This is a genomic window from Brevibacillus laterosporus LMG 15441 (assembly GCF_000219535.2).
Classification (GTDB): Bacteria; Bacillota; Bacilli; order Brevibacillales; family Brevibacillaceae; genus Brevibacillus_B; species Brevibacillus_B halotolerans.
Genome location: NZ_CP007806.1, coordinates 4973966 through 4991813, shown reverse-complemented (window position 1 = coordinate 4991813; position 17848 = coordinate 4973966). Strand labels below are relative to the sequence as shown.

At 41.6% G+C, this 17848-nt stretch carries 11 protein-coding genes and 1 pseudogene; 6 read left to right on the top strand and 6 right to left on the bottom strand.

Annotated features, from left to right (window positions below; translation table 11 throughout):
- Nucleotides 1–21 precede the first annotated feature (21 nt).
- A complete protein-coding gene (locus BRLA_RS22010) occupies nt 22–870 on the top strand; it encodes a CheR family methyltransferase (protein ID WP_051876132.1) in 849 nt (282 codons plus the stop codon).
- 82 nt (nt 871–952) lie between these two features.
- Here the strand turns inward: BRLA_RS22010 and BRLA_RS22005 are convergent, their stop codons facing one another.
- The gene (locus BRLA_RS22005; RefSeq protein ID WP_003334113.1) at nt 953–2641 is read right to left on the bottom strand and encodes a YcdB/YcdC domain-containing protein; all 1689 of its coding nucleotides are present in this window, start codon (nt 2639–2641) and stop codon (nt 953–955) included.
- A 116-nt stretch (nt 2642–2757) separates the two neighbouring features.
- Nucleotides 2758–3897, bottom strand: a complete 1140-nt coding sequence (locus tag BRLA_RS22000) for a PP2C family protein-serine/threonine phosphatase (RefSeq protein ID WP_003334115.1) — start codon at nt 3895–3897, stop codon at nt 2758–2760.
- Nucleotides 3898–4113: 216 nt separating this feature from the next.
- Between BRLA_RS22000 and recQ the strand changes: the two genes are divergently transcribed.
- The 4 genes from recQ to BRLA_RS21980 all read left to right on the top strand — a co-directional run bounded on the left by recQ (nt 4114) and on the right by BRLA_RS21980 (nt 11922).
- On the top strand, nt 4114–5892 hold the full coding sequence (recQ, locus tag BRLA_RS21995; protein WP_003334116.1) for a DNA helicase RecQ: 1779 nt from the start codon (nt 4114–4116) through the stop codon (nt 5890–5892).
- 213 nt (nt 5893–6105) lie between these two features.
- Nucleotides 6106–8445, top strand: coding sequence for a 5'-nucleotidase C-terminal domain-containing protein (locus BRLA_RS21990; protein WP_003334117.1), 2340 nt, complete (start codon nt 6106–6108; stop codon nt 8443–8445).
- A 193-nt stretch (nt 8446–8638) separates the two neighbouring features.
- Complete coding sequence (locus tag BRLA_RS21985) at nt 8639–10132, top strand: FAD-binding oxidoreductase (RefSeq protein ID WP_003334118.1); 1494 nt, start codon at nt 8639–8641, stop codon at nt 10130–10132.
- A 233-nt stretch (nt 10133–10365) separates the two neighbouring features.
- On the top strand, nt 10366–11922 hold the full coding sequence (locus BRLA_RS21980; protein WP_003334119.1) for an ABC-F family ATP-binding cassette domain-containing protein: 1557 nt from the start codon (nt 10366–10368) through the stop codon (nt 11920–11922).
- 145 nt (nt 11923–12067) lie between these two features.
- Here the strand turns inward: BRLA_RS21980 and BRLA_RS21975 are convergent, their stop codons facing one another.
- The 4 genes and pseudogenes from BRLA_RS21975 to BRLA_RS23470 form a co-directional block, all read right to left on the bottom strand.
- The gene (locus BRLA_RS21975) at nt 12068–14047 is read right to left on the bottom strand and encodes a sensor histidine kinase (protein ID WP_003334120.1); all 1980 of its coding nucleotides are present in this window, start codon (nt 14045–14047) and stop codon (nt 12068–12070) included.
- A complete protein-coding gene (locus tag BRLA_RS21970) occupies nt 14025–14717 on the bottom strand; it encodes a response regulator transcription factor (protein ID WP_003334121.1) in 693 nt (230 codons plus the stop codon). The genes BRLA_RS21975 and BRLA_RS21970 overlap by 23 nt, the downstream gene beginning before the upstream one ends.
- A gap of 173 nt (nt 14718–14890) precedes the next feature.
- Nucleotides 14891–15199: an FmdB family zinc ribbon protein gene (locus BRLA_RS23475; RefSeq protein ID WP_003334122.1), complete on the bottom strand. Its 309-nt coding sequence runs from the start codon at nt 15197–15199 to the stop codon at nt 14891–14893.
- A gap of 111 nt (nt 15200–15310) precedes the next feature.
- Nucleotides 15311–15478 (bottom strand): annotated as a pseudogene (locus BRLA_RS23470) (acetamidase/formamidase family protein); the annotation flags it as partial.
- Nucleotides 15479–15637: 159 nt separating this feature from the next.
- Between BRLA_RS23470 and BRLA_RS21965 the strand changes: the two are divergent.
- Entirely contained in the window at nt 15638–17785 is a 2148-nt protein-coding gene (locus BRLA_RS21965; protein WP_003334124.1) for a YhgE/Pip domain-containing protein, read from the top strand.
- Nucleotides 17786–17848: the final 63 nt, after the last annotated feature.

Here is a 17848-nt window from a genome sequence, read left to right as displayed (position 1 = left end):
AAATAGATGGAGGACAGATCGATGACTTCTTTGACTGAGGCAAATGAATACCAGATTGATGAACGAGAAAGCATTGAAATCGATCTTCTTTTAGAAGGAATTTATCGGATGTATGGCTTTGATTATCGTGATTATGTTAGATCTTCAATAAGAAGACGCATATGGAATCGCATGATACAAGACAGGATTCCTACAGTTACTGCTCTTTTAGAGAAGGTACTTCATGATGCTAAATTTGTGGATAAATTGCTACATGATTTCTCCATTAATGTAACGGAAATGTTTCGTGATCCTAGCTTTTTCTACGTTTTTCGTAAGAAGGTAATACCTTTTCTTCATCAGCTTCCTGAAATTAGAATTTGGCACGCAGGCTGTTCAACAGGAGAAGAAGCATATTCCATGGCTATTCTAATTGAAGAAGAGAATCTGAGCCATAAGACTAAAATCTATGCGACAGATATGAACGAGGAAGTGTTGAAACGGGCCGAAAAGGGGACCTTTTCCTTAAAGAAGATGCAGAATTTTACAAGGAATTATATACAAGCCGGTGGCAAAAAAGCCTTCAGTGAATATTATTCGACTGACTCTGAATTTGCAATCTTAAACCAATCCATCTTAAAAAACGTAACCTTTGCCCAACACAATTTAGTAACAGATGGTTCTTTTAACGAGTTCCATGTGGTGATTTGTCGGAATGTCCTGATTTACTTTAATACAGACCTACAGAGTCGTGTCTTCCAATTGTTTGATGAGAGCTTATCTACCAATGGTTTCTTCGGCTTAGGGAGTAAGGAATCGCTCTCTTATGTAAAGGATATGGGCCATTATCAGGAGATTGAAGGAGTGCGGATATATCAAAAATGCAGGTAGAAACATAAAGGAAAGCGAACCTTCTGGATTACGGGAAGGTTCGCTTTTTATTGAAGGAATCAGGAGGTATGATCCGATGGAATTATTGTAGAGGCTCACCTGTCAGCGCATCAATGAAGTAGGAATCTGACGGCTGACTTAGGATATAAACTAACAAAGGAGCAGGTGCCATTTGATCCTCGTATTGTGGCCATAGGTAGCTCAGCTTCACTGGATGAGATGCGATAAAGGCCTTTTTCGCTTGTTCAGCAGTAATGATTTTTTTGCTGTCAGGCAGGGCTGCTTCTGTTTGGAGGTCAAAATGGAAACCAATTATTTTTCCTGTAAGAGCATCTACCTGAACCGAGTATGCTTTGTCAGCTACAGGGATGTTTTGGTGTAGCTGGCTGAAGGTAAGATAATATTGGGGATGTTTCTCATTCTTCTTCAGCTTACTCTTGTCCACCCATTCAGGAATTTGCTTTGTATCCTGATCGTTTGAGAAAAGGGAATCAAGAGAAAGCTCTTTTACCTTCGAATCAGCATACTTCTCTATAAATGGCAGGGCTGCTTTCTCGGCATCCGCAGGTGATAGGTTCCCTTTTTTCCCTAGTTGGGAGCTATCATGTAAGTTCATTCTGATAACTTCTCCTGTTGCCTTATTTGCGCTCAGGTTTATATAGATATTCTTATTATCATCGGTATGAGAACTCCAGGAATATTCTACGTAGGTATTACCTGTATAAGAGTCTTTTTCCTCACGCTCGTCGTATTTTAGCTTGCTCAGATCAAGGCCAAATGCAGGCGATGACAAAAGCTTTTCTGCCTCAGCCTTAGATGTTACCATCAAGGCTTCTCCTTTAGCGGAGATGGATACTTTTTTAGGGGTCAAGGGTTTAGTTGAATCCCATGTATCCATAGGCTTACCTGTCTTGGCATCGAGTATTTTGACTTGGGCGGGAGCGTATGCAATCACAGGTTTTGAGTTGGTTTTGGCTTGGTTATTAGAATAGTTGCTGATATAGAATACATTCATTTCCGTCAGCTTTTGAAGTGCTTCTTCTGCCTTTTCTTTACTCAACGCTTCTTTTGGATCGGGGAATTTTTTATCATCATAGACAATATCTGAATCCCCTAAGTAATAAGCGGTAATATTACCCGATTTGTCCACAGATACATGGACGCCGCTTGAAAGCAGAGGAATTCCGTTGTACAAGCGTTCAAATGCTACACTTCTATACTTCCAATCCATTCTTTTTCCGTCTTCCGTTGTCATCCCACTTTGTGAGACGCCGCTGTGCTCACTTACCTTTAATTTATCCAGCTCATCACCTAATACGGTTTTGAGAAATGCAGTGGCTTTTTCTTTAGCTAGCTTTTCAGATGGCGGAGTATCTGATGTCCATTCAGAATGATTAATAGAAAGCTCTAGCAATCGACCAGATTTTTGATCAAAGGAAAGGAAGGCTTCTGGTTCTATTTTATCTTTAGAGGCTTTATCAGCGCCTTTATCAGAGCGTTTAAGGAGATAGACCTGATACTTTCCGGTCTGTGTCTTATTATCACTATCAGGTCTATGAGATACCACAGTAAATGCTTTTAGCTCGGGAATTGCTGTGAGTACCTTGTCAAGCGATTGTTTGACAGCTGTAGGCAAGTTAGCCTGTTCCTGTTTGGCAGGGGCTGGTGTCGTGCTTGCCGATGTGTCCGCTGCCCATACGGGTGTAACGGATAGCATGCTAACGGCAATAAAAGTAGCTAGCGCTGTATGAAGCTTCTTTGCTTTTCTCATAATGACCTCCTCGTAGTGAATCTTTGTAAAATGTTCCCAATATATAATGACGACAATAAACAAGAAAAGTCACGCTTATCAGAAAAAATATTTTTTAAAAATGCTTACAGGGAGGTTTATTCGTTAGCACGAATCATTAGCAGGCACATATCATCATGCTGATGCTCCCTAGCTTCAGGAGGTAAAATATTTTCTACCAGTTGTTCAGGAGTTAGGGGGTGATTGAAAAGCGCTGTCTTCATGATTTCTGTCCCATCATCTACGGTATTTTCCAGCATTTCTAAAAGACCGTCCGTGTATAACACCATTTGCATGCTCTTCTTGTACGCAATCACCGTTTTTTGTACCTCAATTTCTGAGAAGAAACCGACGGCACAACTTCCTTTATCCAAATAATGAACCGTTACATCGTCTACGATCATGATCCCCTTTGGATGTCCAGCATTGACGTATTCTACAGTCCTTTTTTCGGTATCAATGACTAGGTAAATGGCGGTGAAATAGTATTGAAGGAAGCGCTCTGTGCTGTTTAACTGATACATGTATCTGTTTAACTCCTGAATGACTTGTTCTGGGTCAGTAATTTTCGTAATGGTATCACGCAGAACAGATGAAATATACATACAAACCAGAGAAGCCGCAATTCCATGGCCCATCATATCTAATAGGATCACGCCATAGCGCTTTTCATCAATAGGTATCCAGGAATACATATCTCCAGCTAGTTCAAAGGTAGGCAGATAGGCAGCGCTAATCTGAATCCGTTCATTATGGATTGGATGGCTTAACACGCTTCGTTGTACTTGTTTAGCAAGCTGAAGCTCACTTTGGATGACCTTATCACGTTCTCGATGCCAGTCGCTTTCGTGCTTTAAACGCAAAGCAACACGAATACGCGCCATTAATTCAATTTTATTAATCGGCTTCATTACATAATCATTTGCACCTACATGAAGAGCCTCTGCCATTTTAAACGAGTCACCCATAGCTGTAACAAAAATAATCGGGATATGCTTTAATTCGTCATTTTGCTGAATGCGGCGACAGGCTTCAATGCCGTCTATTTCTGGCATCATGAGATCAAGCAATATGAGATCCACACTGCGATGAATTTTATGTGGCGCATCTATTTGCAGATAGTCAAAAAGCTCGTAGGCTGAATGCAGGAGCTTAATATCTGTATATCCTTCACTGTTTAATATCTTTTCAATTATGGTGAGATTAATCGGATTGTCATCCACGACGAGAATGCTCATTACCTAATTCTCCTTTTCGTAAAGACAGGATATGTACTTGGTTAATCGTATCATAGCTAGATAGTGAGTGAGCGGCTACACGTCACTTACCTCTTTACCCGTAAACTATATGTTTGAATCAGACTCATGATAAGATTTTGTCTATCTTGTTTTGATACAATAGAAAAAAACATGGTGGCAAATGAACGGGAGCTGCCAAAAAAAGTGGTGATGATAATGCTACATTTACATCAGGCAGAGGAGCTTCTGCAAAGATATTACGGCTATCCGGCCTTTCGACAAGGACAGCAGCAGATTATTGAAAGTATTTTGAGCGGACACGACACGCTAGGAATTATGCCTACAGGCGGGGGGAAATCCATCTGTTATCAAATTCCCGCCTTACTGTTCGATGGAATTACACTCGTAATCTCTCCCTTAATCTCTTTAATGAAGGATCAGGTAGATGCCTTAGTTAGTATGGGTGTACCTGCTACTCAGATTAATAGCTCTCTTTCCTATCATGAGGTGCAGGAAAGAATGAGTGATGCTAGAGGGGGCAGGTACAAATTGGTTTATATTGCTCCAGAGCGACTCGAATCCGAACAGTTTCGGGAAATGATTCAGGAGATGCCGATTTCGTTATTAGCCGTGGATGAGGCGCATTGTGTCTCGCAGTGGGGGCATGATTTTCGCCCCAGCTATCTAGCGGTTGCGAGCCTTGTACAGTCATTACGTACGCGGCCTATCGTGGTGGCTCTGACCGCAACGGCAACCCCTGAGGTAAAAGAGGACATTTGCCGACTCCTTGCACTGCAAGAAGGTCAAGTATTCGTTACCGGGTTTGGCCGGGACAATTTAATGCTAGCTGTACGGAGAGGCGAGGATAGACGCTCATTTGTTTTTGACTACGTGACAGCAAATCATGGACAGGCTGGTATCATATATGCTTCTACTCGCAAAGAAGTAGAAAATCTCTATGAATTTTTACGCCAAAAGGGGCATCGTGTAGGTAAGTATCACGCAGGCCTATCCGAGGATGAGCGTATCAGCAATCAGGATGCTTTTCTATTTGATGACGTAAATGTCATGATTGCAACGAATGCATTTGGAATGGGGATTGATAAGTCCAATGTCAGATACGTCATTCATTACAATATGCCGAAAAATCTGGAGGCCTATTATCAGGAGGCTGGGCGTGCAGGACGTGATGGAGAACGTAGTGAATGCATCCTGCTGTTTCAGGCACAGGATATCCAAACGCAGAAATATTTTATTGAACAAAATGAACAAACAGATGAAAGAAAAGAGCAGGATTACAAAAAATTATATGCAATGAGTGACTATTGCCGAACCTCACGTTGCTTGCAGCAATACATCCTGGAGTATTTTGGTGATCCCCATGCCAAAGAGTGTGGTACCTGCGGAAATTGTACAGATGACGCAGAGTTAATAGATAGTACGGTGGAGGCTCAGAAGATTTTTTCATGTGTGAAACGAATGAAGGAACGTTTTGGAGCGGTTATGGTCGCACAGGTTCTGAGGGGCTCTTCTAATAAAAAGGTACTTCAATTCGGTTTTTCGGCACTGCCTACATACGGCATTATGAAAGACTACACGGAAAAAGAGATTGTAGAGATGATTCAGTGGCTGATTGCGGAAGGTTATATGAGCTTAACAGAAAGCCAATATCCGGTGGTTATGCTTGGGGAAAGAGCGGTGCGAGTATTAAAAGGAGAAGAGCAGGTCTGGCATAAGCAACGCGCGAAGCCGATCAAGCGACAGGAGGATAGTCAATTGTTTGATATCTTACGTCAGTTGCGCAAAACGATTGCCGAGCGAGAGGGATTGCCGCCTTATGTTATTTTTCATGATAGTACCTTGCGGGAAATGAGTGAAATCGTTCCCACTGATAAAGCTACCATGCTCACGATCAAAGGTGTGGGGGAAGCTAAGTGGGAAAAATATGGCGAAGAATTTATCGCATGTGTAACCGAGTATAGTCAGAAGGCATAGCTGGAAAATGGAGTAAATGATGTAGCAAAGAAAGAGTGGGGAAAGCCTTGAATTTGGCTCTCCCTACGTTTTTTGGAAGCATAAGGCTTGTTTTATTTTTTGGAAATAAAAACCTTCAATTTTTCCTGCTTATTTTTAGTTGTAACATTATTAATATTTCGGTAGTCTACTACTAGGACTTTTTTTCACAATTTGATAAAAGGGAGATACTACATGCACTTACTTCAAAAAGCCTGCAAAGGTTTCCTAACAGCTATGCTTGGTTTTTCCTTTCTTGCAACCGGAGTAGCAACTCCTGCTCCTGTAGAAGCTGCAGAGAGCAAGAGTAACGATGTGAACGTCACGCTACTGGGCACATCTGATATTCACGGACGCTTCATGCCGTGGGATTATGGCTTAGATGGTCCTAATCTGACTGGAAGCATGACACAATTATTTACAATTATTAAACAAGTAAGAAAAGAAAACCCAAACACGATCTTATTGGATGCAGGTGATCTTATTCAGGATAACTCCGCGGAGCTATTTAATGATCAGCCGCAATCTCCAATGATGGTAGCTTTAAACGAAATGGGCTATGATGCTTGGGCATACGGAAATCATGAATTCAATTTTGGATTAGATGTATTAGATAAAATCGGAAGCCAATTCACAGGCACGATGCTCGCAGGTAACATTTACAAAGAGAATGGCGAGCGCTTTATGCCTGCTTATAAAATCATCGAAAAAGATGGCGTTAAAATAGGAATTATCGGAATGAATACGCCAATGATTACAGAATTTGAAAAAGGCACTGACCATCTAAACGGGTTGATCGTTAAGAACCCTGTTGAAGAAACAAAGAAAGCAGTTAGCGAGTTAAAAGGGAAAGTAGATGTCATGATTGGTCTTATGCACATGGGGATTGAGAATGAGAATGGCATCCCAGGTACGGGTGTAGAGGACATTGCGAACGCTAACCCGGAATTAACCGCCATCTTTGCAGGTCATATGCACAAATTGGTTAAAAAAGAAGTTATTAATGGCGTTTTAATCACAGAACCTGATAAATATGGAACACATATCTCCCGCATTGATCTTTCCTTTACCAAACAGGGAGATAAAGTGGTTTTAAAAGAGAAAGAAGCAACTGCCATTCCGGTGAAGGCGGCGGATGGTACTTTTATAAAATCTGACGCTGGTTTAGAAAAAACCTTGCAGCCGTTCCATGAATTCGCTCGTGCCGATGCTAACATCGTCGTTGCAGAATTAAAGGATGGCAATCTAGTACCGCGCGATGAAATTAAAGGCATTCCACAGGTGCAAGTACAAGCCACACCAATGGCTAACTTCTTTAATGAAGTAATGCTGTATTATAGCAAAGCGGACGTGGTTGCTCACCAGATCGATAATGACGATGTGAAGCTAGATGCAGGCCCGATCAAGAAAAAAGATATTGCCTATAGCTATCGCTATGCGGGCGGAGAGGTTACCGTTTATAACATTACAGGTAAAGACTTGAAGGATTATATGGAATGGGCAGCAGGCTACTTTAACACAACTCGCCCAGGTGATGTAACCCCTAGTTTTGATAAAAAACGCCGTGCCTCGAAATATAGCACGAATGATTTTTTTGGTAACGTGAAGTATGAAATTGATTTATCAAAACCAGCCGGTGAACGTATTACTAATTTACGCCGAATGGATGAGACTGCAATTAAACCAGAGGATACAATTAAAATCGGTATGAACTCCTACCGAATGGAAGCTCTGCAAGCAAAAGGTGGGGCATTAGAAGGACGCAAATTCGACGTTCTTTGGTCTTCTAAACAAAATGATGCGTATGGAGAGACAGGCGGGACGATCCGTAACCTGTCTATGAAATATCTGCAAGAAGTGAAAAATGGTGTTTACACGCCAAATAACGAGCAATACTGGAAGGTTACCGGCTTCGATGCGAAAGCTCCAGCGCGTTCAGATGTGGTAGAGCTTCTAAATGACGGCATTATGGAAGTCGCAAAAGATGGTAAGTACACAAACATAGCTTCTATTAATGTAAACGATGCTGTTACACCAGCCGAAATCGCAGAGCTTGCGAAAAAAGCGAATGTAAAAGCAGATCAATTTACGGGTGTAAAAACCAAAGGTGAGTTCTATCAAAAGCTAAACCAAGCTCGCAAGGCGTCTGAATCTGCAACGGATCAGTCCACAAAAGAAGCTGAAAAACCAGCTCCTGCGGCTAAAGCGGAAGAACCAGCAGTAACAACGCCAGCGGAAAAAACAGTGGTTACTCCTGTTCAGCCAGCAAAACAGCCAACAAAACAACCAACAGTAGAGGCTCCTGTCAAAAAGCTGGAGCCAGCACAAGTGGTTGCATCTGACAAGAAGCAGGCTAGAGTTACAGCATACTTTTTGAACCTACGCACCAAGCCATTAGCGGGTTCTAAGATTATGGGAGCTGTACCGAAAAATACCGTTTTAGAGATTGTAGGTTCGCAAAAAGGCTGGTTACAAATCTCTTATCAGGGTAAGACCGTGTACGTTGATAGTGCCTTTGTAAAGGTACTACCGTAACCAGCTAAATGAAATCAATACCGTAATATATGATGTACTAGGAAAGCAGTCCGATTATAAATCGGGCTGTTTTTTTTATAGAGAGGGCCTTTCCAGCTAGGATAGATGCCGTGTCCAACTATGGAATGAACACATAGAAATAAGGAGGTAAGTCAGAACTACCTGACAGCTAGGAGCTAAGAAGGAGGATGACATGTTAAAACCAAAACAAATAAGAACGGCTAAAGAACGGTTCATAGTAAAAGCAAAGAACGAAGCTACTACAAAAGAAACACCAAAATCAAAGGTGAAAACAAAACCAAAGGTCACAACAAAACCAAAGGCCGCATCAAAAACCAAACTAACAGGACGAATTGTTTTCCCGGGGGATGCTGATTATAATCGGGCACGTGCAGAGTATAATCGTCGATTTAATAAGTTTCCTAGAGTAATTGTGTTTTGTCAGTGTACAAAGGATATCATTAATGCAGTTAAGTGGGCCCGTGAAAGGAAGGTACCCATTCGTATCCGCAGTGGTCGACATAGCTATGAAGGGTTTTCCGTCGTTACCGGTGGAATTATTATCGACGTGAGCGAGATGAACAAGATAATTGTAGATCGCAAGCGTAATCTTGCTTACGTACAGACGGGTGCACCGTTAGCAGAGGTCTATCAAAAATTATGGGAAAAAGGGGTAACCATTCCTGCCGGCACGGCGGCCGATGTGGGCGTGGCCGGACTCACATTAGGTGGGGGAATTGGACTGCTGTCACGCCAATATGGACTTACACTGGATCATTTGCAAGCAGTCAACATGGTGGTAGCTTCTGGGAAAAAAGGGGCAAAGCTATTAAAAGCTACTCCAAGCCAGCATGCTGATCTGCTGTGGGCTTCCAAAGGTGGGGGAGGAGGCAATTTTGGTATTGCTAGTTCCTTTATATTCCGAGTTCGCCCGATTCAATTCGTATCGATCTATAGTATTACGTGGAAGTGGAAGGACTTTATAAAGGTATTTGATAAATGGCAACACTGGGCACCAAGTGTAACCAATCGCTTAACATCTACCATTGAAATGTCTTCTAAGCAGGTAGGTACAATCGTTTCAACGGGACAATTGCTAGGAACAGCAAAGGAGCTTAGAAGATTAATAAAACCCCTCCAAAGCACGGGTTCACCGATAAAAGTTAAAGTGCGACAGGTTCCTTATATCGAGGCAGTTAAGTTCTTTGCTGAATCAGACGAGAATTTATTGCCAAAATTTAAAATAACAGGAGCCTACGCATATAAAAATCTACCTATTAAAGGGATAAAGGTTTTACAGGAGTTTTTGGCAAACGCCCCAAATCGCCATTCTACAGTGTGGTGTCAAAGCCTAGGGGGAGCTGTTGGCCGTGTCCTGCCCTCGGATACCGCCTATTTCCATCGAGGGGCCAGATATATATTTGAGCTTTCGGCTAGATGGAGAGATAAATCATTCCAGACAGCTAGCATACGATGGGTCAATCGCTTTCGAGAAGCACTTACTCCTTATGTCATTGGGGATTACGTGAATTTCCCCGATCTTCATATCAAAAATTGGCCACAGGCCTATTATGGGACCAATTTTGCCCGCTTAAAGCAGGTAAAGAAAAAGTACGATCCTCACAATGTATTTTGCTTCGCTCAGAGTATTCCGGTGAAAAGGACAACGAGGAAAAAAGTGAAATAAAGCAAGGAAGCTACGCTTTCCCGGAGATTTGTGCTCCGGTTTTTTTCATTCCAGTAGTTTCCGAGAAAAAGATCAATTTCCCTTGAAACTTTTCCTACATTCTGTCACGATTTTCGATATAATCATAGAGATGTAGATTTGGGTAAATCACCGTTGAGAGACAATTACGCAAGAAATGATTCTTTTTTTATAAAGCAAGCAAACAATTAATCATAAAACTAAAGGAGTTAATCATGAGTATTTTAACCGTACAAGGTCTAAGCCATGGTTTTGGCGACCGTGCTATTTTTAATGACGTTTCCTTCCGTTTATTAAAAGGGGAACATATCGGCTTAATCGGTGCTAATGGCGAAGGAAAATCTACCTTCATGAACATTATCACGGGAAAGCTAGAGCCGGATGAGGGGAAAATCGAATGGGCGAAGAACGTGCGCGTGGGCTATTTGGATCAGCATGCCGTTCTACAACGCGGCATGACGATTCGCGACGTGCTGCGTGGAGCGTTTCAATATCTTTTTGACATGGAAGCTGAGATGAATGCAATCTGTGACAAAATGGCCGATGCGACTCCAGAAGAGCTAGAGCAACTGCTTGAAGATATGGGAACCATTCAGGATACGCTAACTAACAATGATTTTTATGTGATTGACGCTAAAATAGATGAGATTGCCCGCGGACTAGGTCTAGAAGACATTGGTTTGGAACGAGATGTACAAGATTTAAGCGGTGGACAACGTACCAAGGTTCTACTTGCCAAGCTACTTTTGGAGAAACCAGACATTCTGCTATTGGACGAGCCGACCAACTATTTGGATGAGCAGCATATTGAATGGTTAAAACGCTACTTAAACGAATATGAGAATGCCTTTATTTTGATTTCGCATGACATTCCATTCTTAAATAGCGTTATTAACCTGATTTATCATATGTCCAACCAAGAGCTAGGCAGGTATGTTGGGGATTATGATAACTTCATGCAAATCTATGAGGCGAAAAAGGCTCAGCTTGAATCTGCTTATAAACGCCAGCAACAGGAAATTTCTGAGCTTAAGGACTTCGTAGCACGTAACAAGGCACGTGTATCCACGCGTAATATGGCGATGTCCCGTCAGAAGAAGCTGGATAAGATGGATGTGATTGAGCTTGCGAAGGAAAAACCAAAGCCAGAGTTTAACTTCAAGGAATCTCGTGCTTCCGGCAAAGTGATTTTGGAAGCAAAGGATTTGGTTATCGGGTATGACGAGCCATTGTCCCGTCCGCTTGAATTGTATATGGAGCGCGGACAAAAAATCGCCTTAGTAGGTGCAAACGGTATTGGTAAAACAACCTTAATGCGCAGTATTTTAGGCCAAATTAAGCCCATCTCCGGTGATGTACGTATGGGTGATTACCTGAATATCGGTTATTTTGAACAGGAGATGAAAGGAAGCAATCCTAATACGTGTATTGAAGAAGCGTGGCAGGAATTCCCGTCATTCACTCAATTTGAAGTGCGTGCAGCGTTAGCAAAATGTGGGCTGACAACCAAGCATATCGAAAGTAAGATTGATGTGTTGAGCGGGGGAGAAAAGGCGAAGGTACGCCTATGTAAGCTAATTAACCGCGAAACCAATTTACTCGTACTAGACGAGCCTACGAATCACTTGGATGTTGAGGCCAAGGATGAATTAAAACGCGCCTTGAAAGCGTACAAGGGCAGTATCCTAATCATATGCCACGAACCAGAGTTCTATCAGGATGTTGTGACTGATGTATGGAATTGTGAATCCTGGACGACTAAAGTATTCTAAGCTTGCGCGGGATCAAACTATCATATAATGGTTCCATAAAAGGGAAGCACTCTAAACCTAGCTTTTGCTGGTTTAGGGTGCTTCTTCTATTAATAAAACGCTTTTTTTCTCAGAACTCCTTTTACTGTCCGTGACGTGCCAATTGCTATGATTGTGATTTGACCTCATGCCTAATTTGCTTTGGAAAAATCGCCGTTACTTTAAAGTAGTCACCATCAATATCGATGTGCAATTCCCCACCCTGCAAATCCATAATACTCTTGGCTATGGCAAGCCCCAGTCCTGAGCCTTCTGTATGGCGGGATTGATCTCCGCGCTTGAAACGCTCAAATAGCTCGCTTACTTCATAGCTAATTTCGTAGGCAGAGACATTTTTGATCGTAAACAGCACGCGATCTGCTTCCTCGTTCAGGGAGAGGTAAACACGAGTATTAGGCAAGGAATACTTAATCACATTGCTAATGAGGTTTTCGAATACACGCCAGGTCTTTTTCCCATCCACATGCATAAGTATTTTAGGCTGATCAACATGAAGGCGGAAGATTAGTCCTGAAGCAGGTATCTTATCAGTAAACTCAGCCAGTGCTTGGTCTAGGAGAGCGACAATATCTACCTGCTCTACATGCATCTCGACAGCACCACTCGCGACTTTGGATGCCTCAATCAAATCATCAATCAGCACCTTTAAACGATGGGTTTTTTTGTCCAATATGTTAAGGTATTCTTTTGATTCCTCAGGAGTCAGTGTGTCTTGTTTCAAAAGTCCGACATAATTCATAATCGAGGTAAGCGGTGTACGCAGATCATGCGAGACATTGGTGATCAGCTCCGTCTTTAACTTTTCGCTTTTCATCTGGCTATCCAGCGATTTTTTTAAGCCCTCCCGCATATTATTGAGATTCTGGACCAGTTCTTTAAAGTTTCCGGCCTTTGGCTCCTCGATATGCAGGCTAAGCTGTCCCGCTGCTATATATTCTGTAGCTTTCATAATTTTGTTTAAGGCACCTATTCTACGTAGGGTAAGAGGTACTACAAAGAGAAGGTAAAACAGGCTATAAAAGAAGCCACAGATAACAGGAATACGACGGATATCAACCATTCCCCGGATTCCCCAGAAAATTAACAGACAGCTAAAACCAAACCCGGCTGATAAAATAGCTAATAGGACGACTTTAAACAGTAAGCTTTTGTATAACGTGCTTTCTTGATAGAGAATTTTTAGCTGATGCAAAAAACTTTTTTGCCATTGAAGCTGGAGCTGTTCCCGATTATTCAAAATGTAACAAGCTTCGTAGATATGCAAGATGATATAGGCAAACAGTAGTGCAAAACCGGTTAATACAAGAACATGTACGATGCCAGGCTGTAAATAGAAAAAGGATGTTCGATTCAAGGAAATGATTGTAGTTATGCAAACAATGGCCAATAAGAAAATCCGAATATCAATCGGTATACAGCGTAGTACTCGTGCCATTTTTTCTAAGAGTAGGACAGTTATATTCTTTTGTTTGAATAAATAGATACCAATCGAGATGATTCCTATCAGACTAACCAAACCTACTAGGCACTCGTTAATCAATCGATCTCTAATTGTTAAAAAGTGCGTATAGTATTTAAGTTCCAGATTTTCTTCATTTAGGGTAAGAGGAACTATGACATACCCCCACCAGTCCAAACGTTTGAAAAGATCATTAATGTCTTCAAGATTATCAGGTGGATTTAACATTGGGAATCTTGCATAGAATAGTGTTCTTGTTTTTAATTCTTCTTCAGTTGGAGTTTTATCTATGTTTTTATAAACATCTTTCGTTTGTTGATTTTGAATATAGTAGTGAAAGGTATTATCTAGTATAGAAAGTCTAAACTCGATCCTTTTAAATGCTTCACCTTGTTCATCAAACGGTTTTTTTTTGTAATCTTTAAAAACTACAAATCTTCGTTCCAATAAATTTGAAAATCGATCCACATCTCTTCCAAAGTCATTGGTAGTAAAGTAATAGTCCTTGCTTAATTGCGGTATGTTATTCAGAACATCTATCGTAGCTAGGAATGGTAAAGCCAGCAGATAAAAGCTTACAACAAGAGCAACTAAGGGGATAAATTTACCCTTCGATTTTGTATCCAATGCCCCACACCACCTTTAAATATTTGGGCTCTTTTGGGTTGATTTCAATTTTTTCGCGAATTCTTCGGACATGAACAGCCACTGTATTTTCCGCATTGTAATAAGGCTCCTTCCACACTTTTTCATAAATTTCCTCAATAGAAAATACGTGGCCTTTATTGACCATTAGTAGCTCAAGAATTTTATACTCCGTTGCGGTCAAACGAACTTCTTCACCATCTACCGTTACGGTTTTCGCATTCGTATTAAGGGTCAAACCGCCGACTGTCGTTTCACCATCGCGTACCTTGTAATTGCCTAGATTGGTATATCTGCGCAATTGGGATTTCACACGGGCAATTAATTCAATAGGATTGAACGGCTTCGTGATGTAATCGTCTGCACCTACATTAAGACCTAGCACGATATCAGTATCTTCAGACTTTGCTGAAAGCATAATGATAGGAATATTCTTTGTTTCTCTGATGGTAAAGGTAGCTTTAATTCCATCCATAATCGGCATCATAATATCGAGTAGGATGAGTTGAATATCTTCTGTTTCTAGAATCTCTAATGCTTCCACACCGTTCCTCGCTTGAAAGACGGCGATATCCTCATTGCGCAAATAAATTTTGATAGCTTCTCTAATTTCTGCTTCGTCATCTACGACTAGTACTTGATATTTTGGCATCTGTTATCCACCTTTTCTTCACGTTCCTTTCATTGTGTCATAGGCTTATCTTACAAACAACTTGTTACAAATAATAAAACGGAAATCTTACAAAAGTCTTAAGATGTAGCAAGTCCTGCTGCTCAAACAACAAAAACCCCCTTCACTAATGTGTAAAGGGGGAGCTGAAACATCTAGTAATGGCTGATTTGCCAAGGCCGTTTGGCAGGAGCAGGAGCAGGTACACCTGTCGGAAAGTGAGAAGGATAGGAATGTCTACATGAGTGTGTGGTCGAATGTTCACGGCGTATGACCTTGGGGATGGCACTTTGTTCAATACGCTGGCGTAATGCGCCGGAGGAAGTGATTAATCCGGGTCGAGTGTACAATCTAACGGCGTCCTTTGTGCAAAACGGACAATCAATGATTTCGGTAGCATGCTTCATGCTTATTGTCTCTTCAAATAGGCCGCAATCCTGACAGTGAAAGACGTAGGTTGGCATTAATAGCTCCTTTCTTTTGAATCACGCATGAGCGCTCAACACGATTATTTTGGTAAAATATCTCGATCAAAAATGGAGGTGAGAAGCCACAGTGTGTAACAAGCATTAGGTACGGTTGAGATTCACATTTCGAATATCACTGGGGTCGTCATTATTTAAGATTTGCCCATCAGTCCAGTCTTTGCATTCCATTCGAAAGACAGCTCCAGGATTTACAGAAACAGTGGCGGGAATGTCTGGATGCCAACGATTATGGCCAGGAGTGACCTGATCCTCCATAGAAGACCTCCTTTTACTGTATAGCCTTGTTATCCATTCCTATGTGGACAAGGATAAAATCATTACTGATTGAATGAAATGGTTTCTTGTTTGGATATGTTGGTAGATAGAGGTACAATAAGAGCTAACCAAAAGACTAGAGATTATAGGGGATATGCGATGAATAATATTTTTAAGATATTCAAAAGAGACGTGAAAAAAATTGCGACGAATTGGGCTGCTGCCATTATTATTTGTGGACTTGTTTTCTTACCGTCTCTTTATGCGTGGTTTAACATTAAGGCCTCTTGGGACCCGTATGGACAAACGAGCGGTATTAAGATTGCTGTGTCTAATCTGGATAAGGGAGCAGAACTGCGCGGGAACAAGCTTAATATTGGAGAAGAGATCATTACCTCGTTACAAGAGAATAAAAAGATAGGCTGGGTATTCACCGATGCGGATAATGCCCTAAGAGGAGTAGAGCATGGTGATTATTACGCGAGTATCACCATACCTGCTAATTTTTCAGAACGAATCGCAACAGTGCTGTCCAAAAATCCGCAAAAGGCGGAAATTATCTATAACGTAAATGAAAAAATCAACGCTATCTCACCTAAAATAACGGCTAAAGGGGCAAGTGGTGTAACGGAGGAGGTCAATCGCAATTTTATCAAGACAGCCAACGGCACCATTTTCCGCATATTTAACGAGATTGGCATTCAGTTAGAGAGCGAGCTACCAACGATTAGACGACTAATTGAACTTGTATATAAAGTAGAAGCCTCCTTCCCGGAAGTGCATAAAGTGATTTCTACAGCAAGTGCCGATTTGAAAAAAGCGGATGATATCTTAAAGAAGGCGCAAAATAATCTGCCGGTAATGACGCAGCTTGCACAAGATGCCGAAAAGCTTTCTGTTCACGTAGGTGAGTTCTTGGATCACAGTGCAGATGCTATCGGAACGCTGACACCTACCATCAAAGAGAACTTACTTTTGATTCAACAAACCGCTGTGCTAAGCGAAAAGTTGCTAGGCATACTGCAAGATGTAAGCTTTGTGCCAAGTTTGGCTAAAGTAGAGCTGGATCGTACTGCTGAACGCTTGGACAGAGCGCTTAGCGTTACCGATCGTTTGATAGGAGTGTTTGAGCCACTATCCAATTTGACTGGGAAACGACTGCATTTTGTTACGGATAAGCTTAAAGATATAAAATCAACGTTTGAAAAGCAGCAGACGATTGTCACCTCCATAGCAGATACGCTTGATCGCGGTGAAAGGCCGGCTCAACAGCTAGTGGATCAGTTTATGCAGCTCTCAAGAAATACCTCGCAGGCGATTGATGATCTTCTCAATCGATTTAATACGCAGATTGAACCGCTTATCATGGAAGGCATCGAAAAGGCGAAACAGGATGCCAATCAAGCAAGAGCGGTGATCAAGGATGCAATTGCCAGCATACCAGATGTGCAACAGATTTTGCAGGATGCCGCGAAGGGACTTTCTTTGGGAAGCAAGGATTTATTGCTGCTTCAAAAAAATCTTCCTGAGATAGAAGCAAAAATTAAAGATGTAGCTAAGCGGATACGAGCCTTAGAAAAAGAGGGCAACCTAGAAGAAGTAATTGATCTGTTGAAGAGAAATGCAGAGAAAGAAAGTCAGTTTTTCGCAGAACCCGTTATTTTAAAAGAAAATCGGATGTTCCCGATTCCGAATTACGGTTCAGCAATGTCGCCGTTTTTTACCACACTATCCCTGTGGGTGGGTGCCTTGCTTCTTGTTTCATTAGTAAGCGTAGAGGTTCATGATGAGAAGCATGTCTTTAAAAGCTACGAGGTTTATTTTGGCAGGTATCTGACCTTTGGCCTATTAGCTATGCTCCAGTCTGTTATGGTCACGATGGGGGATATCTATATACTGGGTGCTTATGTAGCAAATAAAATGTGGTTTGTATTATTTGGTTTAATCATTAGCGCGGTGTTCATGCTGATTGTTTATACGCTTGTCTCGGTTTTTGGAAATGTAGGGAAGGCGATGGCAATTGTGCTTCTGGTACTCCAGCTTGCTGGCTCTGGAGGGACATTCCCGATTCAGGTTACACCTCCATTTTTTCAAGCGATCTATCCATTTTTACCCTTTACGTATGCTATTAGCATGATGCGAGAAGCGGTTGGTGGCATTCTATGGGATATTATCAACAGAGATATCATCATGATGACTGTCTATGCTGGAATTGCTTTGATCATCGGATTGGCTTTGAAGAAATTCATAAACCGATCATCAGCTAAATTAGTGAAAAAAGCTAAGGAAAGTCAACTGATTCATTAGTACAATCTAGCCAGAATCATTCAGTATGTTTCTCAACCAAATGAAAGACCGTTCCCCAGCTTG

Coding starts and splice junctions, on each gene's coding strand:
- BRLA_RS23475 (WP_003334122.1), bottom strand. CDS start 15,199: ATGCCAACCTACGTCTTTCACTGTCAGGATTGCGGCCTATTTGAAGAG.
- BRLA_RS22005 (WP_003334113.1), bottom strand. CDS start 2,641: ATGAGAAAAGCAAAGAAGCTTCATACAGCGCTAGCTACTTTTATTGCC.
- BRLA_RS22000 (WP_003334115.1), bottom strand. CDS start 3,897: ATGAGCATTCTCGTCGTGGATGACAATCCGATTAATCTCACCATAATT.
- BRLA_RS21990 (WP_003334117.1), top strand. CDS start 6,106: ATGCACTTACTTCAAAAAGCCTGCAAAGGTTTCCTAACAGCTATGCTT.
- BRLA_RS21970 (WP_003334121.1), bottom strand. CDS start 14,717: ATGCCAAAATATCAAGTACTAGTCGTAGATGACGAAGCAGAAATTAGA.
- BRLA_RS21965 (WP_003334124.1), top strand. CDS start 15,638: ATGAATAATATTTTTAAGATATTCAAAAGAGACGTGAAAAAAATTGCG.
- recQ (WP_003334116.1), top strand. CDS start 4,114: ATGCTACATTTACATCAGGCAGAGGAGCTTCTGCAAAGATATTACGGC.
- BRLA_RS22010 (WP_051876132.1), top strand. CDS start 22: ATGACTTCTTTGACTGAGGCAAATGAATACCAGATTGATGAACGAGAA.
- BRLA_RS21980 (WP_003334119.1), top strand. CDS start 10,366: ATGAGTATTTTAACCGTACAAGGTCTAAGCCATGGTTTTGGCGACCGT.
- BRLA_RS21985 (WP_003334118.1), top strand. CDS start 8,639: ATGTTAAAACCAAAACAAATAAGAACGGCTAAAGAACGGTTCATAGTA.